The 26,293-nt window shown below is 52.6% G+C and carries 21 protein-coding genes; 10 read left to right on the forward strand and 11 right to left on the reverse strand.

The window, feature by feature from the left end; translation table 11 throughout:
* Window positions 1-19: 19 nt before the first annotated feature.
* The 3 genes from JMJ16_RS19290 to iscB form a co-directional block, all read right to left on the reverse strand.
* On the reverse strand, window positions 20-688 hold the full coding sequence (locus JMJ16_RS19290; RefSeq protein WP_201384103.1) for a DUF998 domain-containing protein: 669 nt from the start codon (window positions 686-688) through the stop codon (window positions 20-22).
* A 432-nt stretch (window positions 689-1,120) separates the two neighbouring features.
* Window positions 1,121-1,858 carry a polysaccharide deacetylase family protein gene (locus JMJ16_RS19295; protein WP_374229077.1) on the reverse strand — a complete coding sequence of 246 codons (738 nt, stop codon included), beginning with the start codon at window positions 1,856-1,858 and terminating at the stop codon, window positions 1,121-1,123.
* A 55-nt stretch (window positions 1,859-1,913) separates the two neighbouring features.
* A complete protein-coding gene (gene iscB / locus JMJ16_RS19300; RefSeq protein ID WP_201384107.1) occupies window positions 1,914-3,203 on the reverse strand; it encodes an RNA-guided endonuclease IscB in 1,290 nt (429 codons plus the stop codon).
* A 631-nt stretch (window positions 3,204-3,834) separates the two neighbouring features.
* Here iscB and JMJ16_RS19305 point away from each other — a divergent pair.
* Window positions 3,835-4,380 (forward strand): DUF1349 domain-containing protein, encoded by a 546-nt coding sequence (locus JMJ16_RS19305; RefSeq protein WP_201384109.1) that lies wholly within the window; start codon window positions 3,835-3,837, stop codon window positions 4,378-4,380.
* A gap of 194 nt (window positions 4,381-4,574) precedes the next feature.
* Here the strand turns inward: JMJ16_RS19305 and JMJ16_RS19310 are convergent, their stop codons facing one another.
* Window positions 4,575-4,832 carry a hypothetical protein gene (locus JMJ16_RS19310; protein WP_201384111.1) on the reverse strand — a complete coding sequence of 86 codons (258 nt, stop codon included), beginning with the start codon at window positions 4,830-4,832 and terminating at the stop codon, window positions 4,575-4,577.
* Here JMJ16_RS19310 and JMJ16_RS19315 point away from each other — a divergent pair.
* Entirely contained in the window at window positions 4,812-6,119 is a 1,308-nt protein-coding gene (locus JMJ16_RS19315; protein ID WP_201384113.1) for a GNAT family N-acetyltransferase, read from the forward strand. The two genes, JMJ16_RS19310 and JMJ16_RS19315, sit on opposite strands and share 21 nt — an antisense overlap.
* Before the next feature lie 188 nt (window positions 6,120-6,307).
* On the opposite strand, the gene JMJ16_RS19320 is transcribed toward JMJ16_RS19315, so the two are convergent.
* Window positions 6,308-6,829, reverse strand: a complete 522-nt coding sequence (locus JMJ16_RS19320; protein WP_201384115.1) for a hypothetical protein — start codon at window positions 6,827-6,829, stop codon at window positions 6,308-6,310.
* Between the two features lie 765 nt (window positions 6,830-7,594).
* Between JMJ16_RS19320 and JMJ16_RS19325 the strand changes: the two genes are divergently transcribed.
* On the forward strand, window positions 7,595-8,554 hold the full coding sequence (locus JMJ16_RS19325; protein ID WP_201384117.1) for a WD40 repeat domain-containing protein: 960 nt from the start codon (window positions 7,595-7,597) through the stop codon (window positions 8,552-8,554).
* Window positions 8,555-8,693: 139 nt separating this feature from the next.
* Window positions 8,694-9,365, forward strand: a complete 672-nt coding sequence (locus JMJ16_RS19330) for a hypothetical protein (RefSeq protein WP_201384119.1) — start codon at window positions 8,694-8,696, stop codon at window positions 9,363-9,365.
* 47 nt (window positions 9,366-9,412) lie between these two features.
* On the opposite strand, the gene tnpB is transcribed toward JMJ16_RS19330, so the two are convergent.
* Window positions 9,413-10,591 (reverse strand): IS200/IS605 family element RNA-guided endonuclease TnpB, encoded by a 1,179-nt coding sequence (gene tnpB / locus JMJ16_RS19335; RefSeq protein WP_201384121.1) that lies wholly within the window; start codon window positions 10,589-10,591, stop codon window positions 9,413-9,415.
* 251 nt (window positions 10,592-10,842) lie between these two features.
* Between tnpB and JMJ16_RS19340 the strand changes: the two genes are divergently transcribed.
* On the forward strand, window positions 10,843-12,105 hold the full coding sequence (locus JMJ16_RS19340) for a D-arabinono-1,4-lactone oxidase (protein ID WP_201384123.1): 1,263 nt from the start codon (window positions 10,843-10,845) through the stop codon (window positions 12,103-12,105).
* A 27-nt stretch (window positions 12,106-12,132) separates the two neighbouring features.
* On the opposite strand, the gene JMJ16_RS19345 is transcribed toward JMJ16_RS19340, so the two are convergent.
* Both JMJ16_RS19345 and JMJ16_RS19350 read right to left on the reverse strand, forming a co-directional pair.
* Window positions 12,133-12,618, reverse strand: a complete 486-nt coding sequence (locus JMJ16_RS19345) for a hypothetical protein (protein ID WP_201384125.1) — start codon at window positions 12,616-12,618, stop codon at window positions 12,133-12,135.
* The gene (locus tag JMJ16_RS19350; protein ID WP_201384127.1) at window positions 12,572-12,877 is read right to left on the reverse strand and encodes a hypothetical protein; all 306 of its coding nucleotides are present in this window, start codon (window positions 12,875-12,877) and stop codon (window positions 12,572-12,574) included. The genes JMJ16_RS19345 and JMJ16_RS19350 overlap by 47 nt, the downstream gene beginning before the upstream one ends.
* A 310-nt stretch (window positions 12,878-13,187) precedes the next feature.
* Here JMJ16_RS19350 and JMJ16_RS19355 point away from each other — a divergent pair, with 310 nt between their 5' ends.
* The 4 genes from JMJ16_RS19355 to JMJ16_RS19370 all read left to right on the forward strand — a co-directional run bounded on the left by JMJ16_RS19355 (window position 13,188) and on the right by JMJ16_RS19370 (window position 17,322).
* Window positions 13,188-13,292: a VOC family protein gene (locus tag JMJ16_RS19355; RefSeq protein WP_201384129.1), complete on the forward strand. Its 105-nt coding sequence runs from the start codon at window positions 13,188-13,190 to the stop codon at window positions 13,290-13,292.
* A gap of 131 nt (window positions 13,293-13,423) precedes the next feature.
* Window positions 13,424-15,226: a glycoside hydrolase family 36 protein gene (locus tag JMJ16_RS19360; RefSeq protein WP_201384131.1), complete on the forward strand. Its 1,803-nt coding sequence runs from the start codon at window positions 13,424-13,426 to the stop codon at window positions 15,224-15,226.
* A gap of 250 nt (window positions 15,227-15,476) precedes the next feature.
* A complete protein-coding gene (locus JMJ16_RS19365) occupies window positions 15,477-16,091 on the forward strand; it encodes an IS607 family transposase (RefSeq protein WP_201378186.1) in 615 nt (204 codons plus the stop codon).
* Window positions 16,063-17,322 carry an RNA-guided endonuclease TnpB family protein gene (locus tag JMJ16_RS19370; protein ID WP_201384132.1) on the forward strand — a complete coding sequence of 420 codons (1,260 nt, stop codon included), beginning with the start codon at window positions 16,063-16,065 and terminating at the stop codon, window positions 17,320-17,322. Before JMJ16_RS19365 ends, JMJ16_RS19370 begins: the two co-directional genes overlap by 29 nt.
* A gap of 176 nt (window positions 17,323-17,498) precedes the next feature.
* Here JMJ16_RS19370 and JMJ16_RS19375 read toward each other — a convergent pair whose 3' ends face one another.
* Window positions 17,499-19,418 carry a glycoside hydrolase family 30 beta sandwich domain-containing protein gene (locus JMJ16_RS19375; protein WP_201384134.1) on the reverse strand — a complete coding sequence of 640 codons (1,920 nt, stop codon included), beginning with the start codon at window positions 19,416-19,418 and terminating at the stop codon, window positions 17,499-17,501.
* 1,175 nt (window positions 19,419-20,593) lie between these two features.
* On the opposite strand from JMJ16_RS19375, the gene JMJ16_RS19380 reads away from it, so the two are divergent.
* Window positions 20,594-22,666, forward strand: coding sequence for a glycosyl hydrolase family 28-related protein (locus JMJ16_RS19380; protein ID WP_201384136.1), 2,073 nt, complete (start codon window positions 20,594-20,596; stop codon window positions 22,664-22,666).
* A 251-nt stretch (window positions 22,667-22,917) separates the two neighbouring features.
* Here the strand turns inward: JMJ16_RS19380 and JMJ16_RS19385 are convergent, their stop codons facing one another.
* Together JMJ16_RS19385 and JMJ16_RS19390 are read right to left on the reverse strand one after the other, a co-directional pair.
* A complete protein-coding gene (locus tag JMJ16_RS19385) occupies window positions 22,918-23,859 on the reverse strand; it encodes a helix-turn-helix transcriptional regulator (RefSeq protein WP_201384139.1) in 942 nt (313 codons plus the stop codon).
* Window positions 23,860-24,136: 277 nt separating this feature from the next.
* On the reverse strand, window positions 24,137-26,047 hold the full coding sequence (locus JMJ16_RS19390; RefSeq protein ID WP_201384140.1) for a glycoside hydrolase family 6 protein: 1,911 nt from the start codon (window positions 26,045-26,047) through the stop codon (window positions 24,137-24,139).
* Between the last annotated feature and the right edge of the window lie 246 nt (window positions 26,048-26,293).

Genomic DNA, 26,293 nt, shown 5'->3' on the forward strand with positions numbered 1-26,293 from the left:
CGTCCTCCTGTTGCACAGCTCAAGCTCTCTGGACCTTCTTGCTCATGAGGCGGATCGCCAGCAGAGCAATCCAACTCCAGCCGATAATGATGCAGATTCGTTGCATGAGCCCTGCTGGCCCGTTGAGCAACGCAACGACATCGGTCACGACGAAAAAGACAGCGACCAGGATACCTGTGGCAACGGAATACCAGGCCCAGCCGCGCCCGGCAGGATCAGCGGCCTCATGCCGTGCCAGCACGAAGCAAGCCGCAATCAGCGAGGCAAAGACGAAAAGGCTCAAGAGGTTATGGAGGGTCCCGTGAACGGTTGGCGTGCTCGATGCTCCAGGTGGATAACCCAGAAGTGGGTCGGTCACAAAGAACCCAGCACCAATGAGGCAGAGGCCAAAGATACCTAGCAGGATGGGCCCCCAGGTGGAGCCACGGCCTGTACGCAAGGCACGCCTCAGCCCGATGGCAAAACCGAGCACGAGCGCTCCGCAGACGATGAAGTTCGCCATTTGTATCCACCCACCCTCACCCTGACTGAGTGAGCTGACAACGTTCTGCCAGGCGCTGTAGTGAGGACGTATTGCCCCTTCGATGAGAAACACAACAATGAAGAGCAGCGGACCGATGGCTCCACAAGCTAGCAGCAGTCTGATCGCTACTGACTGTTCTCCAGTGCTTTGTGTTGAGGTTTCCATGTACTTTTTCCTTTGTAGGAAGACACGTGACCATTTTATGAGTAATAGTCATAGATATATCTAGTAAAACTATACCGAAGAGGAGGGAAAAAGTCAAGGAGTGAACCATCATGATCGATGTTATAGAGCCCATTCAAGTGAGAATTCATGAGCTGCGAGTGCTTTCCTTCCTGATCTTACTGAGCGCCAGTCTCATAATCAACGTCTCAAAACATACTGATACCATAGGAACGTAAGACACACGGAGGAGGGGAATTGAATGTGCATCTCTTCTCCCTCTGCGCTGATCAGGACTTCGGCGATGCAGGAAGCTCTGTTTCGCTTTCCACTAGGCGCCATGAGATACAAGCTCAAGGATGGCTTGAGGTGGTCCCCACGCATCTTGGTTGCTGATGCTGCCAATGATGCATGGTACATCTATGAGGCGGCAGTCTACTTTTTCGCATACATCAGCAATTGAGAGACAGTCACAAACTGATAGCCTCGTGCCTCTAGCTCGTCGATGATCCTGGGAATAGCCTCGCGGTCCGCTGCACAAACCTTGTCACAGAATGGATGCAACAAAATAATCGAGCCCGGCTTTGTATGTTCTAGCGTATACTTCACCAGGAAATTCGCATCCCCGTTGCTCGCACCTGTATCCTCAAATGTGTCGGGTTCGACATCCCACATGATCGTACGAATATGCTGCTGGCTGAGATACCAGGGCAAACCAACGAGCTTCTTCCCATTTGGGGGTCGAAATATAATCTCCCCGCTATAGCCCGTACCCCTGATCAGCCGATTCGTTTTGTCCACCTCGTCCTGATAAAAGGAAAACGGCTTCAAGACCATGCGTTGGTGGGAATAGGAATGATTGCCCACTTGCATGCCCGCCTGTGTGATAGCCCGCGCCAACTGCGGATACTTCTCGATTGCTGAGCCAATCTCGAAAAAAGTGGCCCGGACGTTTTTTTGTGCCAACGTCTGCAACACAGAAGTAACCTGTAGGGTTGGAGCATCATCGAACGTAAGTGCGACCACCTTTTGATTAGTCTCGATGCGATCAACCAGGCCACCAAAAAACTGGAACGTGCGCATATCCATCAGTTGTAATGTCCCATAGCCCACTGCAGCAAAAACCAGAATGACTACCAGCGGAAGAAGCACATATTTCTTTTTTATTCTCATAATATCAGCCTGAAAAGCTCCATCTAAAAATTGCGCCATGCGGGGACCCCTGGCTTTAGCCATGGGGAGGAGCATGGCGCACTCCTTTCTGTGTATACTCATAGCCATCGCATCGTTGCACACAACGCATATATTTGGGGTGAATATCGACCTTCTCCAGTCGGAATGATGGCCGATGACGAATGGCTATCCGTCCTTCAAATGTTGCTTTGGGGGTGATGGCTTTGACCAGATCACCCGTTTGATACCCAAGAAATGTCTTTTTGCGCTCTTTGTGCTGCTTGGGGAATCCATACCTGTCAGGCACACACATTTGCCTCCTCCCATGCCCTGTCGCTTTGATGCGCAATGGGATAACTCCCTTCTGCAAAAGCACAGCAGGCGTGCTCTTGCCTACGCAAGCTGCATCCAGCCAGTGGGTTTTGGGGAGTCCTCGTGTGGTACGATTCCACTTCGTCAATCCACCGCTCCCACACTCGACAGGCAAACCGAGAGCTTTCAGCCGTTCGAGCAAAGCAAAGCGTGTGCTATTGACAGCGCTGGCATCCTTGAGTGGCTTTTTGACCTGAGCGAGAAGGCGCTTGAGCACGTCAGGTTTCTTTTGCAAGAAGACTTCGATCTCCTGAGTGCCTTTGGCCGTATTGCATGCTTGGCAAGCCAAGGTAAGATTGCTTATCCTATTCGTCCCACGACGGGCACGTGGATGGATATGCTCTACCTGAAGCGGGACATCTTGTTTGCCACAATAAGCACACGTACGTTCCCATTTGAAGAGCAAGTATTCCCGGACCTCATAGCCTTGCAAGGTTCCTTGCTGGTATTGCACGCCTGCAATGTCGGGATTGTCCATCAGTTGCAGATCAAACTTTACCAATTCCTGACTGATGGCGGTAATGGGAGCATAGCGACACAGACGCGCTACCCACGTCAGGATATTGGCAAGCCGACTCTCTAACGATGGTGACAACCATCCTTTCTTACGCCGCCTATTCTGAAATCTTGGTTGACGGTACCGCGTTTTACGCTGCCTCCGCCCCCGGCGACTTGCACGACGGCTATCAAGGCTGTCTTTTACTTTGTGCCCACGGTGCTCAAGTTCAGCCGCAAAGACGACTTCCCCGTTAGCATCATTCACCAGGGCAATCCCCGTGGTTTTGCTGCCAGGATCGAGTTTCAAGCGCAATGGCTGTACCTCTGGCTGCTCGACAACCCGTTTGAGCACAAGCGTGAAGGGATATCTCCGAAACACGGCTGCTTTCCCCTGCCTGAGCAAGCGCCTCGCGTGTCCTGGATGCACCGGATTTAAAGGGGTATAGTCACTATCAATCACAAAAACATTGCTCACGTTGAGCCTCCTGTTTCCAGGGTAATGGTTGCCTCGACAATGATAGAGGGCGGTACTTTTCTCTGAGCACTGCATAACACCCCGCTTTGCTGTTTAACCCAGAGATTCTAGGGCTACAGGCTGGCACGCACCCGTAGGTAGGAACTTCAACACTTCACCTCTATCGTAGCCTGATAACTCCGAAGAGTCCTTGCTAAGTCTGGACAGGTCCAGGCTTGCTTTCACAAGCCCCTACCTTTAGGCATGGGGTACCTGACCATCTCACAGTTCCCTCGCCTCGCCGTATTTCTTAAGCATAACCTCAAGAACACCTCTTGTCCAGTAGAACCACTTCACTAGAAGGCATCAAATTTCCACCTCTTTACACAAGGGCTTTCTTGAACCAGCACTAGTAAAGCAGATACCGGGCATTCTATGAATACACGATCAAATGCACGTCTTCCTCAGCTCTTGATCCACATTTCCTCGACACCCTTCGTTATCTGCTCTGAACGCACGATTATACGTTCGACGCGCCATCAGACCATCTTTTTTTCAGGCAGAAGAATTGTCTGAGGGGGAATGCTCTGGCTATGATAAAATACCGTGGCAACTTCTTTTATATTGCTGATAGAACAAGGAAGGATACGTCATGCATTGGTACAACGAGCCTCCCACGTGGACGATCCAGGACAACAAGGTAATCGTCCACACAGGGCCTAAAACGGACTTCTGGCGTCTGACTGCTGGGGGCTATATCCAGGATAGCGGGCATTTGTACTTTGAGCGACGAAAAGGAGACTTCCGGGCCGAGGCCAAATTCAGCGGGGAGTACCAGACCCTCTACGACCAGGCGGGACTGATGGTACGCTTAAATGAGACTACCTGGATGAAGTGTGGCATTGAGTTCATTGAAGAGAAACAGCATGTCAGTGCCGTGGTGACGCGAGATACTTCAGATTGGTCGATGGTCGCCCTTTCCTCCAATCCTTCAGCGCTCTGGCTTCGTGTAACTAGGGCCGGGAACACAATTGAAGTTCATTATGCTCTGGATGGAAGCCACTATCAAATGCTTCGGCAGTTCTCTCTCCCGCAGGAGGAGATGTTGGATGTGGGGCTGATGTGCGCCTCCCCTGAGGGAACTGGCTTTGTAGTGACCTTTGAGGATTTCTCCATTCAACCAGAGCAGCATCCATAACTCTTGAGTGTGAGGAAAGAAAAAAGCGACGAAGACAAGGGCCGTCTCTCCTTGTACTGAGGACAGCGCTCGCTCGCAAATGGCAGAAGCGCTACTCCGGCACCTGAGTCATGGAACGATCGAGGCGTTCAGCGCAGGTCCATCCACTGGCAGTCCAGGTTCTGCAATGCAGGAGTGCTCTTCTCGTTGGCCCATTAATCGGAGAGGCTGGAGAGGCGTGATGCCAGATCCGCGAAGCTGAGAGCCTCTGGCCCGGTGACATCAACTGGTCCAATGGTTGTCAGTTTGCTTATGAGTGCACCGGTAGCTGCACGTGCACAATCCTCGCGGGAGATCCAGTTGTATTTGGCATTACCTTGTTCTGTGCAGGCATATGGAATAGAGTAGGTGGAAGAAGAAAAGAAACAGACAGAAACGAGAAAGAAGAGAGCATGGATCAGAGAGACCGTCAAGAACTCTTTCTAGGAGAGGACCCAACCTTTGAGCAACAGTGGCAGGCATTGAGTTTGAATAACCAGGGCTGGTTTGCCCGCTGTGCGCAAGCCAGTGCGAAAGAAGTAGTTTCTGAAAAAGGCATCATGTGGACGAGCGGACACCTGGCTATTTCTTCTGTCAATCCTCTCCAGATTGGCGACCAGTTAGATCGTGCGCTGGAGTGGTATCGCGCTCAACGTCCCATGGAGGGGGCGATCTGCTGGTATCTCACCGCGATTCCTCCAGGCGACCTTGCCGCGCGCTTGCTCGCTCGTGGATTTGAACCAAACTGGCAACCACACTGGATGTGGTGCAACCTTCGTGATCTCTCGGACCAGCATGTCCATTCTTCCACCTTTGACATTCAGGCTGTCGAGGACGAGCCAGCCTGTCAGGTAGATGATCTTTCTTTCTACCCTGCAGAGAAGAGAGAAGCTCGCGCTGCCCTACATCAGATGTTTCCACACCATGTGCACAGCCTGGTCGCTTTCCAGAAGGATCAGGTAGCGGGGCGGTGTATGCTCAATATCACGACCGGCGAATGGGGGATAGGGGGGCTGTTTGCGATGGAGGTAGGGTTTTCGGCTCGCAACCAGGGGATCGGGACCGCGCTGGCGTGGGAGGCGTGCGACCTTGCACGGCAGATGGGATGCCATCATGTTGTGCTCAATGCAACGCCCATGGGAGAGCCGGTGTACCGGCGCGTCGGCTTTCAGTCTATGGGATACGGTCCAAGCTGGCATCTGCGTACGCAGACGCTAGCAGTTCCCCCACCAACAAACGATCAGGTACTCTTTCTGGAAGCGATCGGACGAGGTGAGGTCATGGCCCTCGACGAGAGGAGCAAACGTGTTGAAGACAGGTTCTTCCACGATTCCCTGCCCAATGGGCTGACGCCCCTGGATATAGCAGTTCACTGCCAGCAACCCGCCTCAGTGGGCTGGCTCGTCAGCCACGGAGTGCCTCTTGATCTTCTCTCCGCATGGGATATGGGATGGAAACAGCAGGTTCACCGGTTGCTGATCGAGTATCCAGAACTGGTCAACGTTCAGCGTGGAGAAAGGCAAATCACCCCCCTTCATATCGCGGTCCAACGGGGCGATCTTGAACTCGCGAAAGTTCTGCTCACCGTTCCCAATGATCTTGACCTCAAGGATAGCGAATTTGAGGCAACAGCATTAGGATGGGCAGAGCATTTTCAGCGTGCGGAAATAATCATACTCATTGAACAGCACCGCATGAGCCAAAGGGAACTGGATCACTAAAGAGATTTTCTGGAATATTCAGTTCGGAAGTATCACGCTCACGAGCATCTCGCCACCTGGCGAGATGCTCGTGAGCTACGATAGACAGGATATAGCAGTCATGACACCTTGAAGATTCCTCTTGGTGTGCTCATCGGTCCAGGCGCCTGTTTGCTGATTCATTGAGCTCCGCCACATTGTAAGTGGCTCTATAGCTCCAAATGGTAGTCATTGTAGTTCCGGGGATTGACCTGGACGGTCACGTACTCACCCTCACGCACGACCGGACGCGAGTTCTTATCCTGCTTGAAGCGATAGCGCGAGCCCGTTCGCGGATCGAGCCACTCGGCATGTACGGTATAAACGGTGTAGCTATTGCCGGGCGAGCTTGCATTGTTTACGTAGCGGTGCTTGATTGCGCTGACAAGCGCGGAGATACGCATGCCTCCCTTCGAGAGACGGTCGCGCTTAAAGGCATAGCTCACGCTCTGGATGAAGACGATCAGCCCGATGAGTATTCCGCAGCCTACACCAATGAGTGTGCCAGCGCTAGCAAGTCCGGGCGTTTGCAGGACCGTTGACAGATCCGATGGATCGATTGAAGAGAGTGAAGTCCCGTGCGCAAAGAGCACTTCATACAAGACCGTTCCAATAATACCGCATACGAGAACGCCCACGACAGTCGCGAAAGCGCCCGCAATTACGGCTCCAATTAACCGGATAAGAAGCATGCTAGCCTCCCCGCTCTCAAGGCATCTATTGAACTTGTATATAGCCTGGTATCATTATCTGAACGCAGAGTGCCATGAGTTTCAGTGGTTGGCTTATACCCGAACTATAGGCGCGACCGGAGAGGTAAAACGCAGTCTGCCAATACAACAATGCCCCTCTGTCAACCACACCCTTTCGCAGTCAAGAAACCTGGCAGGATCTTAGGGAGATGCGCATAGAAATATACGTAAGGTCTTCGTCCTAGTAATTTTACCGGGTAGGTCCCATTTTTCTCCTCATCGTGAAACAAAACCTGGCTCCAAATACCGGTTATATTACAGATGCGTAAAGGTTGTTTCCCCCTGTATACTCTCCCCATACGCAAGAGCTACGGCTTCTACAACCTACGATTGGTAGTGTATAAAGAACCCGTTGAGAAGGTACAGCATACAATTACAAGTTTGATTGCGAAAAGAAGAGGCTTTGTTGCTGGTAAGAACAACATTATGAAAGGACAGCTGTATGTATCAAGCAGCCAGGCGTATCTGTTCTGCATGTGGAACAGCCCTCGCCACGCATGAAGCATTTTGTCACAATTGTGGAAAACCCTATAGTGAGCATTATAACGCGGAATATGCTCCGCCACCTCTCCCTATGGGAAGCCAGCAGCCATATGACAACCACCGAAATGTTCAGGCGCCACAACGTCGGTCTCCATGGTTTATTGGAAGCATCAGCGCGTTTGTCTTGCTGGCTCTTCTTGGAGGAAGTTTTTTTTCCTGATCTTGCCCCGTCTCCAGTCGCACGCTGGCAACGGTGTCCAGAACTCTTCCACTCTGACCCCGACTATTGTACCCCTCCATATCAATCCCTATAGCTACACAGGACATTCATCAGTGGTCTGGCAGGTTGCCTGGTCCCCTGATGGGAAAAGAATCGTCTCCGCAGGCGGACTTGGCGACGACTCGGCGCAGGTTTGGGATGCCGTGACTGGCAAAAAACAGATGACCTATGCCAGTTATACCGTCATGAATGCGATTGCCTGGTCACCCGATGGGAAATATATCGCCGCTGGCGGAAATAGCAATGATGTGGATGTCATTCAAGTCGTCGGCAAGCAGAGAATCGCTACCTATAAAGGGCATCAGGATGTCATCCTCTCCCTTGCCTGGTCGCCTGACGGAAAATATATTGCTTCTGCCAGTTATGACAAAACTGTGCAGATCTGGGACGCCATGACTGGCGCTCATGTGCTTACCTATCAGGGACATAGTGATACAGTGAGTAGCATCGCCTGGTCGCCTGATGGAAAGAAACTGGCTTCCGGGAGCTTTGATGGCACCATCCAGATCTGGAATGCCACAAGTGGTAAAACGATCCTCACCTATAAGGGGCATACCGACAAGATTTACGCGGTTGCCTGGTCGCCTGATGGCAAACGCATTGTTTCGGGCAGCGTTGATGAGACCGCTCAGGTTTGGGATACCAGCACTGGCCAGATGGTATTCACCTACCGGGGACACCATGCAAGCGTGAGCAGCGTTGCCTGGTCGCCTGATGGTAAGCACATTGCCTCTGCTAGCTACGACAAGACGGTGCAAGTCTGGGACGCGACCACTGGGGGTAATGTGTTCACGTATAGCGGCCATCATGATTATGTTTACTCCATTACCTGGTCCCCTGATGGTCAGTATATCGCTTCCGCCAGCGCCGATCACACCGTGCAGGTCTGGCTGGTTCGCTAATGGAAGGGCCGTAGCAGAGGCTGTAAAACGTTTTCTGTACTGTGTAGGGACGTCGCACCGCATAATCTCTGATTTTTAATACATTGCTTTTGAGCGTTTCACGTATGCGATGCAGATCTAACCCTAGGAGAAAATCATAATGAAAAAGCATCTTCTATGGCGAGCGCGCCACCTGAGTTTGAGTTTGCTTGCCATGATCGCCGCCTGTTGTCTGTTCTTTGCTTCCTCGTTACCAGCGCAGGCCGATACCGTCCGCGTCAGCGATCCAGTAGAAGTACTCAATGTCCAGCAAGTGATATATGAGGGATCAAAGCTCGCCTACCCGCTCGATGTCTATACTACCAGCACGTTCAGCGGAACGGCGTCTGACTTTGTGCAACGCACGGTCAGCGCTCATTTGACCAGTAAACAGTTGATCGTGATTGCCATTGATGTCGCGCATCACTACTTCACGGTAGTTGGTGGTTCCCAAGTTCCGTTGTCAAAGTCGCAATATACCGCGGCTGGACAGGCTTTCAAAAACGCGGCTGTCGGCAATCATTTCACTTCAGCGACGCTTGCGGCCATTCAATCTCTGGAAACCTCTCTGCAAAGCCGCTCTAGTGCAAGTTCTGGTAATGGGGGAATGCTCCTGATACTCTTGGGTGGGATCGCAGTTCTCGTCGTTCTTGGGTGCATCGTTGGTTTCATCAGGCGACTCCTCGGATTGGGTGGACGCCTTGCAGTCGCTCAACCTCCATCGGGAGGTCAGAAGATACACTACGGAGATGGGCGCGATAATCTTGGCGGTGGCGTGGCAGGGGATTTTTAACCACTCTTGACATCCTCCCCATGGCTAAAGCCAGGGGATTCCTAGAGTCACCTCCAGGCTTTCCTGCTTCGTCGAGCCTTGCCTGGTTTGGTTTTCACCGCGCCAGGTCTTATAGACTCTTCACAGGCATTGACCGTGAGCCCCACGGCAAGGATATTGTTTGCTGCGTTGATATCGCGATCATGATGGGCACCACATTCAGGGCAGTCCCATTGACGGACATCAAGTGTTAAGGAGTCGAGGATATGCCCACACTCGAAACAGCGCTTACTCGATGGGTACCACTTGTCAATCTTGACCAGGGTTCGACCATACCAGTCGGCTTTGTATTCCAATTGGGACACCAACTCAGACCATCCGACATCGCTGATGGCTTTGCTCAGGGTTGGATTCTTGACCATATTCTTGACTGCCAACGACTCGACACACACCACTTGGTTCTCGCGTATGAGTCGGGTCGAAAGTTTCTGCAGGAAGTCACGGCGGCGATCAGCGATACGGGCATGAATGCGTGCAACTTTGAGACGAGCCTTGTCCCGATTCTTGGACCCCTTTTTCTTCTTGGCATGGCGACGTTGGGCTTTTGCCAGGTTCTTTTCATCTTTGTGGAAGAACCTGGGATTGCCCACCACTTCGCCTGTCGAGAGGACCACAAAGGACTTCAAGCCAAGATCAGCACCAATCGCCTGCTCATTGGCAGGCAACTGTTCAATCTCATCTTCCACAAGGATGCTGATGAAGTAGCGATTCGCGCAATCCTTAGTGATAGTAACACTCGAAGGGGTTGCATCTTTTGGCAGAGGGCGCGACCAGCGTATGTCGAGAGGTTCACCCATCTTGGCAAGCGTGATAGCCCCATCGCGCCAGATGAACGCATTGGCGGCATAGGTAGCCGATTGCCTGTTTCGTTTCTTGTGAAAGGTTGGGTACTTGGCACGTCCCTCAAAGAAGTTGAGGAATGCCTTATCCAGATGACGCAAGGCTTGTTGCAAGGGAACAGAAGAGACTTCCGAGAGCCAGCTATAGTCTTCTTGCTTTTTGAGTTCGGTCAACCGTTCACTCAAGTCTTTGTAGTAGAGGCGCCTGTGCTCGTTGTAGTAGGCAGCAGTCTCTTGACGCAATGCCCAATTATAGACGAAGCGACAACATCCAAAGGTGCAAGCAACAATATGTTGTTGTTCTGGCGTTGGATAGACGCGGTATTTATACGCTCTCTTATGTTTCATATCTTACATGATAGCAGAAAAGATGTAAAAAGTCAACAGTATCCACCCAACCCAAACCGCCTACAAAGGAACGCGCCTTATATCCCTAGGCTAAAGCCCAGGGTTTTACGGCGCGTTTTGATAATCCAACGCCAGACACTACCCGATTTCTCGTGGTACAATGCTGAAGACACAAGGTATTGTTTCCCCAAAGAAGCCCGTTCTCCTCCTCGTCAGGCTTGGGGGTCGAAAATGAAGGAAGAAGGAAGGCAATGACTGAGATATCTGTGCCGGAAAGAAACTGGGCTGGCACCTACACATATCAGGCACAGAAGCTACACCGACCGCGGACGATTGAACAGGTGCAGCAGATCGTCGCCAAGGCGGCCAACGTGCATGTGTTGGGCTCGCGGCACTCGTTCAACGGTATCGCCGACGCCTCGGAGCTGATCTCGCTCGAGAATCTGCCTGCGTATGTGCTCGTCGAGCATGAAGCACATACGGTCTCCTTAGGCGGGGGGATGACATACGGCAATCTGATCAAGACATTGAACGACGAGGGGGTGGCCTTGCACACCCTTGCCTCGCTTCCCCACATCTCCGTCGCTGGTGCCGTAGCGACGGCGGCGCATGGCTCAGGCGTCACCTGTGGCAATCTCGCGACTGCGGTCGCCGGGCTGGAGATGGTGACCTCCAGCGGTGAGATCATCAAGGCATCCAGAGGCGATCCCGACTTCGACGGCCTGGTGGTCGGACTTGGCGCGCTCGGCGTAGTCACCCGAATCACCCTGGACGTGCAGCCGGCCTACGAGATGAAACAGCAGGTGTTCGAGGGGCTCAGTTGGAAGGCACTCTATGACCACTTCGATGAGATCACCTCGTGCGGCTACAGCGTCAGCATCTTTACCCGCTGGGGCCAAACGAACGATCAGGTCTGGGTCAAGAGCCGGATGGATGAACCTGACCGGGTGGAGGGTGACCTCTTCGGCGCGATTGCCGCAACGGTTGATCGGCACCCGATCGTTGGACTCGATCCGACCCCTTGTACACCGCAGTTGGGGCGGCCCGGTCTCTGGTCCAACCGCTTACCGCATTTCCGCATGGGCTACACGCCCAGCAGCGGCCAGGAAATCCAGTCGGAGTATCTCATCCCCCGACGGCACGCTTTCGCGGCTATAGAAACTCTACGCGCCCTCGCAGACAGGATCCAACCACTCCTACAGGTGAGCGAGATTCGCCGGGTGGCTGCGGATCGGCTGTGGATGAGTATGAACTACGAGGAAGACTGCGTTGGCATCCACTTCACTTGGAAGCGCGAGCCAGACGCGGTCCAGGAGATGGTCATCCAGATCGAGGACGCTCTGACCCCGTTCGAGGCGCGCCCGCATTGGGGCAAGTTCTTCTATGCGAATGCAGCGGCAATTGCTCCGCTCTATCAACGCCATTCCGACTTTGTCCGTTTGGTGGAGCGGCTCGACCCGCGCGGCGCGTTTCGCAACGCATGGTTCAAGGCCCACGTGCTTGGCGGCAACTGAGAGCTCCTCGCGCTAAAGCGCTGTCACTTACACACAAATCATGAAGGATGGAGAAGAGCGGCGAGATGAACGCCCTCCAAGACGTCCATGACCCGCATCCATCCTTTCCATAAGGCCTGCCATCCAGGGGCCATCACTCTTGCGGTCGAGATAGCCTCCCAGGCGTGCAATGGCTTGCCACACTTCTTGGGCGGTAGTGATGCTGCGGTGGCGCCGATCCAAGTAGATGATGACCTGGATGGCTTTTTGCGAAACCGCGTCGGTCGCCAGCATGTTTCCCACTTGCTGTGCCGTGTGCCGAATGACCAACAAACGCAAGGCAATGGGACTCAGCACAGAGAGTAATTTCCACTGGGCCTCCATGCTTTGCACGTTGTGATGCTCCATCCGACAGCCCGTTTTGAGGGCCTTGTGGAAATCCTCCAGGAGCCAGCGCCAGCCATACCATTGCACCACCTCCCATGCCTCACTTGGGCAAATGATCGGCAGCGTGCTCAACAAGATCCATTCCAACGGCTCCTATCCTTCGGGCGGCTGGGATTCCCAAACCCGTACCACCCAGGCGACAATCTCCGTTTTGCTGTTGGATACTCTCTTCCCAGACCTGCGATTCCCACGCTCGCTTTTTGCGCTCCGCCTTCGTCTCCCCAACAGGAGCAAGTTGGCGAATGAAAGGGGAAAGCATCATACATCCTAAGATCGCCTGGGTGTGTGGGTCCATTGCGAGCACGGTGTGCAAACTGAATCCGATATTCTCTCGACTGTTGCCCACCGGCCCCGTCCTTTAAGAGCATTATGGGTCGTGAAGTCAAACTCGGTGCCTAGTGGTGCTTTCCCGGAAAGATGGGAGCATTTTTCCTGGCATCAGTTGAGTACTGCGGTGAAGATTGGGTAAGCAACCGCTGTTTTCTCTTTGCACAAATGGCCAGGAGGGGCCTTTGGAAAAGCTGTCCTCTCGATCAGTGGGCAAAAGTGCCTCAGCCACTATACTCTCAAGAGAAAAGACCTGGTACACATATGTAATTTCAGTGATCTGATGGAAGAGATCGTTCATTGATCAGTATCGACAAGGAGAAAAGAAGATGTCACCAGAGCAGATGAGTGTACGGCTTGAACTATTTGTGCAAGATATGGATCAGGCGATAGCGTTTTATTCACGTATCCTTGGGGTTGAGATGCTCCGATGAGAAGAAGATTACGCGAGTCTGAGGAATGGCACCCCCCCTCGTCCCCATATTACTCCTGAAAACATGCTATTATTACCTATATTCCTAATGATGACGCAACAATATCTAGCCGAACAATGGAGATCTCAACAATGCCAGCATTGCGCATGGACGCCCACCGTTTCCGCGTCGAGGATGTCGGAGAACACTTTACAGCATCCCTGACCACCACCGCTCTCGCGGATGGTGTGCACCTCATTCATTTACACCTTCTATCAAACTCCCAGACCGCGAACTACCTGCCACAAGTCAAACTGCGCTGGGAACTCCCCATCCACGATATTTATACCCACTGGCACCCTGCAAGCGACCGCAATAAAACACTGTTGCCCGATTGGATACGCGGCTATAAAGCAAAGGTGACTTCACAGATGCCGGTCAGTTCTCTCCTGAACGCTCAAAATGAGAATCGCCTGACCTTTGCATTCTCTGATGCGCTGGAAACGGTTGAAGTACGCGTTGGTGTGAACGAGGAAACGGGCATGCTCCACTGTGCCCTCCATCTCTTCCAAGAATCTTCTCCTTTCCTCGCCAGCTATGAGGCAACGCTACGCTTCGATACTCGGGCAATCCCTTACTATGAGGCGCTCGCAGATGTCCAGCACTGGTGGGCAACACAACCCGACTATACCCCCCAACCCGTCCCCGAACAGGCTCGCTTACCGATGTACTCTACATGGTATAGTATTCATCAGGCCCTGACTCCGGAAAATGTTGAAGAGCAGTGCCGCATCTCCAAAACGCTTGGCTGCGAGTCAGTGATTGTGGATGATGGCTGGCAAACGACGGATAATGCTCGTGGCTATGCCTATTGTGGCGACTGGCAGGTGGCGCTCGAAAAAATACCAGATATGCGTGCCCATGTTGACCGCGTACACAAGCTAGGTATGAAATATATTCTCTGGTACTCGGTCCCTTTTATTGGGATGTATAGCCAGGCCTGGGAACGCTTTAAAGATCGCTTACTCTACACAATGCCCGGTCTGATGAGTACGGGTGTTGTCGATCCACGCTACCCCGAAGTGCGCGAATATTTGATCCAACTTTACGAACAGGCGGTTCGCGAATGGGACCTCGATGGCTTTAAATTGGACTTTGTGGATAGCTTCCGCCCCTCCAACAATGAACCTGCTTCCTTACAACCAGGTCAGGATGAACTCTCGGTAAACAAAGCTGTCGATCGCTTGCTTACCGATATCATGACACGCCTGCACGTCCTCAAGCCAGATATCTTGATCGAGTTCCGCCAATCCTATGTTGGCCCTCTGATGCGTAAATATGGCAATATGTTTCGCGCCAGTGACTGCCCTTATGAGTTTGTGACGAACCGTGTACGCACTCTGGATATTCGCTTACTCTGCGGCTCGACGGCTGCTCACTCCGATATGCTGATGTGGCATAAAGATGAAATTCCTGAGGTGGTCGCCTTACAGTTCATCAATATTCTTTTCTCGGTACCTCAAATCTCGATCTTGCTCGATCAGTTGCCTGAGTCACACCGCAACATTGTGCGCTTCTGGCTCTCGTTCTGGCGTGAACATCGCGATGTGCTTCTGGATGGCAGGTTGATGCCCCTCAATCCCGAATCTTCTTACCCTGTCGTACTCGCCTCTACTCCTACGAAACAGGTAATTGCGGCCTACCTGGATACTGTCCTTAAACCTATCGGCGAGGTTCCTACACACCTGCTTATTGTCAATGGCACCCTTGAACAACGCCTCATTCTTGAACTATCCACTGATACAGGTGAGCGCGCAGTGAAAACCTTTGACTGCCAGGGTCATCTGGTACGTTCCGAAACGTTACATCTCACAGCCGGGATCCATCGTCTCGCTATCCCACCCGCTGGTGTTATGTCCTTACAGAGAACGTGGCGAGAAAGCCCCAGTCATTGATGCCTGTCTTTTACCCACATTTTACTAAGTGAGCTCGAGCACAGACCATTTTCATTGAAAAGAAAAGCCCATCAACAGCAGCTCCAAGCTCACACCTGATATCTATTGTAAAATGTGGGTAAAAGACAGGTTTTTAAACAAGGGGATGAATGGTGCGTTCTTTTTCCGGTTTTGTTGTGCCGAAGAAGAAGAGAAGAGGAGGTTATGAAACAGTTCTGATATAAGCACTAAATTGTGTTAAAGTGTGTTTATGAAGAACACATACGATATCCAGGCATTCGGAAAACTTATTGGCAAGTCCACCAAAACGCTCCAAAAATGGGACCGTGAAGGCAAATTAGTTGCTCACCGTTCTCCACAATCAAACAGGCGTTACTATACGCACGATCAATACCTTGAGTATCGCGGGTTGAAAGCGCCAGAACAGGGCCTCACCATCGCTTACTCACGTGTCTCTGGGATTGCTCACAAGCCTGATTTGCTTCATCAAACACAAGCGTTAGAAGCCTATTGTCACCAGCATTCGCTCAAGGTCGATGAATGGATGTCAGATATTGGTAGTGGACTCAACTATAAACGCAAACAATTCAATCGTCTCATGGAGATGGTGGAGCTTGGTCAGGTACGGCGCATTGTTCTTGCCCATCGGGATCGGCTAGTTCGCTTTGGTTATGAATACTTTGAAGTGTTTTGCGAGCGACACCATACCGAACTCGTGGTCATCAATGGCGAAAACCTTTCTCCTGAACAAGAGCTTGTGCGAGATTTGATTGCTATCGTGACCGTCTTTTCGGCCCGGCTTCACGGATTGCGCTCCTACAAGAAAGCAATACAAGATGCTGCTTTGCAAAAAGATCAAGATTGACGTGAGCGAGCAGGATGCCGCTACGCTTGAGTTCATGCAAAGCAAGTGTAGAGGGCTGTACAACTGGTGGGTGATGCGGCTCAGAGAGGGCGAGAAGTGGGATCTCTACGAAGCTAAACGAAGCTTGCAAGAGAGCAAACAGCATGATCCTGAGCTCGTTCAGGTCTATGGGAAACTGCTGCAAGAGGTCTACTACCGCCTTCATGGTGCGATGAAAGCCTTCTATCGCAGAGTCAAAGCAGGAGAGACGCCAGGATTCCCGCGAGTACGCCCACGTCACTGCTTTTTCACGCTCTGCTATCCTGCAATGTATCTCAAGATTGAAGGCGATACGCTCATTCTGCCTACTGGTGGTGGAGGCAAACATGGTGCAAAGGTGTATCCCAACATTGTTGCACGCCTCACAGAAGCGCCCCCAGAGGGTTTTCGAGAAGTGGCGATCAGTCGCGATGGCAGAGGCAACTACTCTGCCTCATTTGTCAGAGAGCGCAACGAGAAACGACACGAAACAGAAGGAACGGTTGCTTTTGATCTCGGCATCAAGACCCTGGCAACAGGCGTCAATGAGCAAGGCAGAGTCTATACCATTGGCGGCTTCAAGGGGGCACGTTGGCACAACAAACAACTGGATAAGATTCGTTCCAAGCGTGACAAGTGCAAAAAGAAATCACGTCGATATCTTCACTTAAGCAAGATCTACAAGCGCGTTTCCCAGAAAAAACGCAATAAACAACAGGATAGTCTTCATAAAGCGTCACACTTGATAGCCCACAAACTGGTTGAGAGAACCGTTGTGGTTGGGGACCTTTCCCAAAGACAAATGGTCACGAAAGAGCATCGAGAGCGCAACAAACACCTCAATCGTGCAGTATTCAATGAGTGGGGCTTGTACACTTTCATTCAAATGCTCACCTACAAAAGCCAATTGTACGGGAAGGACCTTCACTTTTTAGATGAGCGCAATACCTCCAAGCAGTGTAGTGGCTGTGGGAATCTGCAAGCCATGCCACTGTGGAAGAGAACGTATTGTTGCGTCGAATGTGGACTCGTTATGGATCGCGATGAGAATAGTGCGCACAATATCCTGACGAGGTTTTTTGCTCGGCAAGAGCCACACACTCAGGCTCGTCCTGAGTGCGGTGTGCTGCATGCGACCCAAAGCGGCGTAGAAGTCAAAGGGGCTTCCTGTAAGGGGCAAGTGCAGCAATTGAATCTATTTGAGGGTGTGTAAGCACTTTTGAGTAGATTTAGAAAGGCAGTACATTGACAACGGAAAGTATCGCTCATGCAAGGATCTGGCAGAAGTATTCTGCCAGATCCTTTTTGTGCTACCAAAAGAACGGGTCTCTGAGAGTCGTCTCTAGCCGCAACATGCATCGCACCACTCAATCGCACAACCTTGCTTCACTACGACACCTGCCCCCATATGAATTGCTCCCAGGCCTGCACCTGGGTCACATTTGCATCCAGGGGCGTATTCGTTTGGTCGGTTCGGGCGCTCACATAGTTGTTATTGGCCACGGCTTGCAACGCGACCGTCCCATTGCTCTGTGGAAGCCACCTGAATTGTTCCCAGGCCTGTACCTGCGTAGCAATTGCCTCCAGCGGCGAATTGGTTTGATCTTTGCGGGCACTCACATAGTTGTTATTCGCGTGTGCCCTCAAAGCAATGAGTCCATTGCCAGCATCAATCACATCAAACTCTTCCCAGGCCTGCACCTGGGTCACATTTGCATCCAGGGGCGTATTCGTTTGGTCGGTTCGGGCGCTCACATAGTTGTTATTGTTCGTTGTTTTGAGCCAGATGGTATGGCCCACCGGAGTTCCAGAACCACCACCCGTTTGTGTTCCACTCCATTTAAAGGTTACAGCCGCACCTGCCGGCAGCGTATAGGCAAACGATTCCCCGCCCCATTGCACATTGAAGGTCTGGCTGCTGGATGCGGAGTTATAGGCAACCAGTACTTTGGTTCCATCGGGATTCTTGAAGGCGACATCCTGAATGCCATTGCTGCCAGCGCTGGAATCAATATGGTAGGCACCAGGGGTGACGAACTTGCTGGCCTGCCCCAGACCATAGTAATCTCCGTTATACGTGACGTTGCCATTGCTCTGATCCACGCTGACAACACCGCGACAGGTGGAGCAGGCCGCACCTGTGCCGAGGTTAGGCTGGCCATTGGGATCGAGCACCATGCCCCAGCGGACAACCGACTTGCCCCAATTGCGCACAACGCCGATCAGCAGTGACATCGTGTTGGGGAAGCCATTGCTATTTTCCCATGATCCACCAGAACATTCGGTTTCCCAGGTATCTTTGTTGGGGAACGAGTTATGCACCGCCGTCTGCGCATCGACGGTACCACCATAACAGTGCCAGGCGGTACCAGCGGTATAGGGATTGGCGGTTGAGTCATTCAGAATGGTGGTAGGATAGCCTGGTTGATCCCAGTTGTGATCGTAGCCCAGGATTTTCGTTGTAATGCCGTTACTGGCAAAGGCTGGCCCCAGGGTGTTTTTGATAAAGTTGGTCTCATCGCTCGCCGGAAAAGACATCCCAGGATAGCCATTGGGCACATAGAGAGGCTCGTTTTGCGGTGTAATGGCATAGATAGGCAGTCCCTGTGCCTGATATGCCTGAATGTACTTGACGAAGTAGTTGGCATAGGCACTATAGGCACTCGTGTTGAGTGTGCCACCCTCCATCGAGCCAGTCGACTTCATCCAACCAGGAGGACTCCAGGGCGTACCCATAATCTTGAGAGCGGGGTTGATCTGCAACGCCTGTTGGAGCACTGGAATGATGTAGGCGGAATCGTGGGCGACGGAGAAGTGCGCCAGCGTCGGATCGGTCTGTCCACTGGGCATGTCATCATACGAATATTCACCCACGGTAGGAGCTGGCCGCGTTAGATCTGAAGCGCCTATAGGCTGGCGGAGAAAGTTCAGACCAATGCCGCTACTGCTACTAAAGAGATTATTCATCAACGTAGAACGCTGGCTACTGCTCATCTTGTTGTAGACAAGCCACGCCGAGGAGTCTGTAAAAGAGGCTCCAAAGCCATCCATTTGTTGATAGGTCTGGTTCTCGTTGACGGTGATCACATTTCCAGAACCACTGCCAGTGGCAAACGTGAGATTAGATTGTTGCGCAAGATGTGTGCTCAGATCGCCGGTGGTGAGCCACACACTGACCGCTTCGCCAGCAGCATGCGCCTGATACGTACTCAAGAAGAGAGCGAAGACATTACATACGATAACAATACAGATCACAGTAATATGAAGTACTTGTACAGGTACTTTGCGCAAAAAGGTCGACCAGAACATATAATCCTCCTTGATACTTTTGTCGGTCGGACACAAACAAATGCAACAGGCTCCTTCCCCTTAATGCGGGTTGACTAAACATCATTAATCCGTCGATAGCATGAGACACTCCTTCTCCCCCAATGGAGTTGCATCAAGACACATTCAATCCTCCTAATGTATTTGTCTTTTCCAGGTGTGTATAGCGCCTTATCAGCATTCCTACACAATACTAGCGCTCTACAAAATATACCTATCCTCCTTCTCAAATGTCAATATGTCTAGACCTCTATACCAAGGTCTAACTACACTTCCCTTATAGTAGGATGGCGCCCTCAGGGGCATTCTAAACTGTATTCTGTCTTCAAACCTTTTATCTAACTGTAGAGAGAGGCAAAGTTTGCGTCTCCCGGAGTGTCACTCCAGAACTTTTCATCCTACCAGGAAACACATTTGCTTCCTGGTGAGGGAGATTATATGCTTTTTAGGTAAACGTTTACCTAATTTGCTTTTCCAGATGGAGACGCAAAGTGATCTAAAATGCCAATTAACCTGGCCTGATATTCGGTTTTAGTCAGACCTGACTGCTCAATCTTAGAAAGCAGAAAGAGAAACACCCTCGCTTTCTTGACAATGATGTTTTTCTATGTTACTTTTCTCTATAAGGAAGAGTAAACGTTACCCCTTTTTCTCTATGAATGACCGTTCTGCTTAATGGGAGCGTTTGCAATTCGTATGTCTTCTCCATTTGAGCAATAGCTCTTTCTCTGGCTCCTTTTATTCTTTTGTCGATGTTTGACGAAGAAACGCTCTGCGAGGAGGTGTCTTTTGAAGCTATGAGGCTGATACCTTTGTGGTGTGCCAGAAGCCAGGGAACACTTTAAGCCACAGCATTTTATGCGAACTCACCACCCATATCACGGCTCGTTTTTCTCCCTGTCCTTCTAGACGTATGGCTTACATGATCTATTTTTCGAGCACGTTCTGTTGAAAGATGCTATCTGACATGCTTACGATATGACATAAGGACTACATTATTATTTGTCGCAATTCTAGGAATTGATTCAACCAACATACATGCTCTTTTTTACAAAAGCGGCTTTGCAATGCCCACATTTTTGGATGGAAGGAGGATCAATACCCAGCAGGATATACTTCCAGGACCTTAATGGAATAAGCGGAAAGGAATATATTTTATGCGAGACATTGTGCGCACGAGGCGCAAAAAGAGGTTGGCGGGGCTTGTTGCCTTGCTTATGCTGGTAAGCGCCGTCAGTCTGTTGGTACCTTTTCCCCACGCGGCTGTCAGAGCCGCGACTTCCCCGCGTGTGACCGTCGCCGCGATCGATCCGTCGCTCGTCGCAGGACGCGGCGCCCAGCTCGGTATCGTCCAGCAGGAGGCCGAGAACGCCACAACGAACGGGACGATACTCCCGTTCGACACGTCGGCTTACACGCTATCGAGCGAGGCGTCAGGCCGGCAAGCCGTGCGGCTCACGCCTGGCCAGTCCGTCGCGTTCACGCTCACGCAGCGGGCGAACGCGGTGACTATCCGCTACGCGATCCCCGACGCTCCGACCGGCGGCGGAATCAACGGCCCGTTGACCGTGAGCGTGGACCACAACGGCCATGAGAACACGCATCCGCATACGATCGCGCTGACCTCGAAGTACTCATGGCTCTACAACCAATATCCGTTCACAAACGACCCGAATGCGGACTTGCTACACCCGGACTGGTGGATCACCGAGTGCTCGTGCGTTCCGGCTTCTACGACACCGCCACCGACCATAACGAAACCGTTCAGGCCGATGCACTTCTACGACGAGCAGCGCCTGCTGCTCCATAACACCTACCAGGCGGGAGACGTCGTCCACCTGACCATGCCTGCCGATTCGAACGCAGCGTGGACGGTCATCGACCTCGCCGACTTTCAGGAGATCGCCGATCCCGCACCGCAGCCGCAGGGCTCCGTTTCCGTGACCACCTTCGGCGCCGATCCGAGCGGCATGCGCGACTCCGCGGATGCGTTCGATCGCGCGATTCAGGCGGCGAAAGCCTCAGGGAAGACGGTCTATATCCCGGCCGGCACGTTCCAGGTGAACAGGCACATCATCGTCGATAATGTCACTGTCGAAGGCGCTGGCAGCTGGTGGTCGATCGTCAAAGGCCATCAGGTCACGCTCACCTCACCGGCCCCCGACGGCTCCGTGCACACGGGCGTCGGCTTCTACGGCAAGTATGCAGCCGATGGCGGGAGCCACAACGTACACCTGTCGAACTTCGCAATCGAGGGCGACGTCCGAGAGCGAATCGACACCGATCAGGTGAACGGTATCGGCGGGGCGCTAAACGACTCGACGATCGATGGCCTCTACATCCATCACACGAAAGTTGGCATCTGGCTCGACGGGCCGATGAACAACGTGGAGGTCAAGAACACGGTCATCGCGGACCAGATCGCGGACGGCATCAACTTCCACCAGGGAGTGACAAACTCGAGAGTCGTCAATTCGCTCATTCGCAATACGGGTGATGACGGACTCGCAATGTGGTCGCAAGCGGTTGACGGGCAGCCTGGAATCGAGGACGCCAACAACATGTTCGACCACAACACGGTGCAAAACCCGGTGCTCGCGAACGGAATCGCCATCTACGGAGGCCACAACAACACCGTGTCGAACAACATCGTCGCTGACCCCGTGCGTGAGGGCAGCGGCCTCCATGCGGGATCGCGCTTCGGCTCGACTCCATTCGCCGGCTACCTCCGGTTCACTAATAACACGACCGTGCGGGCCGGCTCGTTCGAGCTCAATTGGCAGATTGGCCTTGGAGCGATCTGGCTCTACGCGCTCGAAGGCTCTCTCACAGCGGACATCGAGGTTACTGGTGACAACTTCCTGCAGAACACGTATAACGCGATCCTAATGGTTTCCGACTTCCCAGTGAAGGATCTCTACTCCATCTCGAACGTCCATTTCCAGGACATCCACGTTGATGGAGCAGGCACATCAGTGCTGAGTGCGCGTTCCGCCGGAAACGCGACGTTCCAAAACGTCATCGCGCGCAACGTCGGGGCCGTCGGCATCAACAACTGCGGCTCCTTCCACTTCACGTCGGCGGGTTCAGAGTTCCAAGTGACCGACCTCGGCGGCAACACTGGAGGTGGGACCACTGGTCCCTGGCTCGCGCCATGGGAGCTGCCGAACACAATCACCTGCAACGATCGGCCCCCGGTCGTTCCCCCTCCGCCCCCCTCCGCCTGGTAAGCGGTTAGATCGCGAGCAATAAGTCATCCCTGATTTTTCTGGCTACCTATGTGGAGCAAAGAGCAAGACAAAAGGAGTGAAACAAAACGGATAGGCTCGTTTCGACGTTGATTGGTTTGATTATTCAACATTGAGACGAGCCTATTCGTTGTTATCGTTGCATCCTCCAGAGAGATGCCTCAGCGAGGATCGCAGTGGGTGAGCAATACCCTCGCGAGGCGTAGGACCCCTCCAAAGAAAGCCCACACGTTCTATCCCTGCCAGGTTACCATCGCGGTAGCGTTGCCGACCGAGGAAGTAATTGTAAATGTCAGTTGGCCACGCTGGCCCGGCGTGCTATGGATATAGAGCGTCAACTGGCACGGTTGCCCTGGCTGACCTGTTCCCTGAAGCGGGGTAAACTGCACTGGGAGCGTCGCGGGTCCGGTTTTCCAGATCCAGGATGACGCCCCCTGTCCGTTGGTATAGAACCAGAGTTTCACATCGCATCTGTAGCCAAGTGTTTCCAGACTACACTCCTGAGGAGTTAAATTCCTGGGATCGGCCTCGGCTTCGAGAGAGGAAGATGAGGGTATCACGGAGACAGAAGATATCGCAGGCGTAGGAGATGGGACAGGGGATGGTGTAGGTGTCAAGAGTGGTATTGTACGGTTACTTGATCTATCAGGCACCCTTCCCTTGGTGCTTACGTTTTCCTGGGTGGGCAAGGAAGCATGAACGCCTGAGGATGAGGGTAAAACGAGAGGATACATCTCTTTGAAGGAAAAGCCCCCTAGAAAAAAGGCTGAGATAACAAGCAGGGCCAACGCAATACCTAGCGTCTTATGATCCGGACGTATATGAACGATATACGTACAGGAAGGCACAACGGGCGGAACGGCCTCCTCCTCGCAAATTTCTTCTCTCGACTGCTCCCCATGTGCGTGTGGTGAGGACAGGATAGCAGGTGGTTGGAGAGGTAGATCACCACATCCTTCCTCGCATAATCGACGCGAACTCTCCAGTAGCCCCAACTCCTCAGCATTCTGGTCGAAAAGTGTGCAGAGTTTCTCGCGAAAATACGGAGTGGGCGAAAAGAGTCCACGTTCCCAGCGACTCACCGTTGTTGCGTCTGTACCGATTTGTTCAGCAACCTTTGCCTGCGACCAACCTCGTAGTTCACGCACCTGTTTCAGACGATGATTAGATGCCATAGGTCCCTCCAATAGCCTCTTGCCGTAAACGTTCGATTGAGTAGCATCTTGCTCACAAAATCTTCTGCAATGAATTATCCCAATTAATTGTTTTCACCCATTTATTCCATTTCCCCTTTACAACTCTTTATCATGAAGCATCAGAGAAATCAACAAGAAAGGGGAAAGTGAATAGAAAGTGAATAGAAAGACGGCTCATTCATTCCCCCCTATGAATAATGGGGGAATGAATGAGCCGTTTACTGGAATTTGCCAGCACGAAAAGGGGGGAGCCAATTTACGGGAAAGCCGGGTAGGCGTTGGAGACGAGCGTATCGAATCCCGCCTGGAACCAGGCTCCCGAGACCGGGGCGTTGGCCATGGCACCAGTAGGCATGTTGTTGTTGAGCGCATCTCCGCCAAACGTCGGGTCGCACATACGATCAAAGCCCTTACCAGTCGGGTTGTTCGGACCAGTCGGAATCAGTGAGCTAGAACCATCGGACTCACCGGGTGGTTTGATCCAGACATAGGCGTCAAAGCCTGCTGCTGGATTGGCGACTGGGCGAGCGCCGATGCCGCCGGGCTGGTTGCACCAGTTGCCCTTGGCGATACGCTGGTCGATCCTGGTAGCATTGACAAACGTGTTCAAGTCGGTCGAGGTACTCGGGCCAGTCGGGCGCTTAGAACCACCCCAACCGTTACGCGACGTGTCGATCAGCATGCCAATGGTGCTGGGGAAGCCAGCAGCGATAAAGGCATTGCGCATGTCAACGTCGTAACTCTGTTCGTCAATGTACGTGTTCCACTGGAAGAAGCTCGCCGAGCGCACTGGCTGACCACCAACCTGCTGGTTGGCAGTCATGTATGGCTCAACGGTTGGCGTGTAGTTGGCCGTGTTGCTAATAAAGCCATCGAGACTGCTCACTCCCGCGGTCGTGCCTTTTGCCACATTAGTGGCCAGATTGACGAATGGCTGGAAGTTACTATTCCAGCCGAGCCAGCCAGAGTGAGCGATGTCGAGGAAATTGTACACGTTCGGGATCGCGTGTAGCTTGTTGAGCGCGTACTGAATCCCCTGCACATAGACGCCACTGGAGTTCGCGTCAGCACAATTCTGAATATTCAGGTTGGTGACCAGGTTCGGCAGGGAATCTGGCTCAATGATCGCCGAGACACGCAGATTGGAGAACTGCGACTGGCTCAAATCAGACGCGATCACATCAATGTAATTGTGCTCGTAGGTCTGCAGGCCATTGTTGGCGATCTGTAGTTCACCGTTGGAGGCGAGGGCAGCGCAGTCGCGATCGGGCAGATCATAAACGACAATGGTCACTATGATCGGCTGGCTGCTGCTGGCCGCCTGTGCCTCCGCGGCTTTTAAGTAATCAAGCAGGCTAGAGGTGTAACCTGTTCCACCGGTGACTGCCGCCATGCTATCGAGCCAGATGGCCGTTGGATAATTGGCAACCGCTGCCTCCTTCGCACCAAGCGTGCCACCCACAGAGGCCCCAGCGGCCTTCACTTCCGCAACATAGTTGGGGTTGAGGAAACCCTGCGCCCCAGCATACGGGTTTTGCACGTGACCACCACCCGTCACGGGAGTACCGGTCGGGGTTGGGGACGGCGTGCTGGTCGGTGTCGAGGTCGGCGTGCCAGTTGGTGTACTGGTCGGTGTCGAGGTCGGCGTGTTGGTGGGCGTATTAGTGGGCGTTGGTGTGGGAGTGCCACCGCCAGAACCAGTACAAACATTTCCATTAATAGAGAAACTGGTCGGCACGGGATTGCTCGTCGTCCATGAGCCATTGAAGCCAGGCTCTGAGCTGACTGTGCTACCGGCCGGGACAGAACCATTATACGACAGATTCGTAATCGAGACGTTCTGACCGGACTGCGTATAGTTGCCATTCCAGACCTGTGTGACTTGCTGGCCACTAGCAGGGAAGGCAAAGGTCAACGTCCAGTTGCTCCAGGTGGAGCCGCTGGTATTCTGGATAGTGAAACTCGCCCCAAAGCCACCAGTCCACTGGTTGGTCACCGTGTAAGTCACCTGGCAATACGAGGCTGCGTGCGTGGGCGTCACCCACAGAAAAAGACTGCTCATGGCGATGAGCAGCATACAGGTAAGCAAACCCAGACTGCGAAGTGGCCTTTTAAACAGGGATCTTCGCAATCCGCTCTCAGAGAAATCGCGCTTAAATTCGCGCATTCTCCCCCTCCTTTGGGTGAAACTAAGGCAAACGCTCCTGGTTACCTCCTTTCTCACATATAGCGTTTGCTTCATTGATACCTTCTCATCCTTGATTGGTATATGCCGCGATTCATCTCTACCAGATGCCAGCTCCGGCGTTGCTGGCATCATTCATGTGAGCGAGTACGGCTATAGACAAATGATAGAAGCCGGTGGGGAAACAAACCAGAACAGATAGAAGACACTTGATCAGCAGTGAGACAG

This window comes from Ktedonobacter sp. SOSP1-52 (assembly GCF_016587395.1).

Bases quoted from the DNA above. Each gene is read 5' to 3' on its own strand.
- JMJ16_RS19290 (WP_201384103.1), bottom strand. From the start codon at position 688: ATGGAAACCTCAACACAAAGCACTGGAGAACAGTCAGTAGCGATCAGA.
- JMJ16_RS19295 (WP_374229077.1), bottom strand. From the start codon at position 1,858: ATGAGAATAAAAAAGAAATATGTGCTTCTTCCGCTGGTAGTCATTCTG.
- JMJ16_RS19305 (WP_201384109.1), top strand. From the start codon at position 3,835: ATGCATTGGTACAACGAGCCTCCCACGTGGACGATCCAGGACAACAAG.
- JMJ16_RS19315 (WP_201384113.1), top strand. From the start codon at position 4,812: ATGGATCAGAGAGACCGTCAAGAACTCTTTCTAGGAGAGGACCCAACC.
- JMJ16_RS19320 (WP_201384115.1), bottom strand. From the start codon at position 6,829: ATGCTTCTTATCCGGTTAATTGGAGCCGTAATTGCGGGCGCTTTCGCG.
- JMJ16_RS19330 (WP_201384119.1), top strand. From the start codon at position 8,694: ATGAAAAAGCATCTTCTATGGCGAGCGCGCCACCTGAGTTTGAGTTTG.
- tnpB (WP_201384121.1), bottom strand. From the start codon at position 10,591: ATGAAACATAAGAGAGCGTATAAATACCGCGTCTATCCAACGCCAGAA.
- JMJ16_RS19340 (WP_201384123.1), top strand. From the start codon at position 10,843: ATGACTGAGATATCTGTGCCGGAAAGAAACTGGGCTGGCACCTACACA.
- JMJ16_RS19355 (WP_201384129.1), top strand. From the start codon at position 13,188: ATGTCACCAGAGCAGATGAGTGTACGGCTTGAACTATTTGTGCAAGAT.
- JMJ16_RS19360 (WP_201384131.1), top strand. From the start codon at position 13,424: ATGCCAGCATTGCGCATGGACGCCCACCGTTTCCGCGTCGAGGATGTC.
- JMJ16_RS19365 (WP_201378186.1), top strand. From the start codon at position 15,477: ATGAAGAACACATACGATATCCAGGCATTCGGAAAACTTATTGGCAAG.
- JMJ16_RS19370 (WP_201384132.1), top strand. From the start codon at position 16,063: ATGCTGCTTTGCAAAAAGATCAAGATTGACGTGAGCGAGCAGGATGCC.
- JMJ16_RS19375 (WP_201384134.1), bottom strand. From the start codon at position 19,418: ATGTTCTGGTCGACCTTTTTGCGCAAAGTACCTGTACAAGTACTTCAT.
- JMJ16_RS19380 (WP_201384136.1), top strand. From the start codon at position 20,594: ATGCGAGACATTGTGCGCACGAGGCGCAAAAAGAGGTTGGCGGGGCTT.
- JMJ16_RS19385 (WP_201384139.1), bottom strand. From the start codon at position 23,859: ATGGCATCTAATCATCGTCTGAAACAGGTGCGTGAACTACGAGGTTGG.
- JMJ16_RS19390 (WP_201384140.1), bottom strand. From the start codon at position 26,047: ATGCGCGAATTTAAGCGCGATTTCTCTGAGAGCGGATTGCGAAGATCC.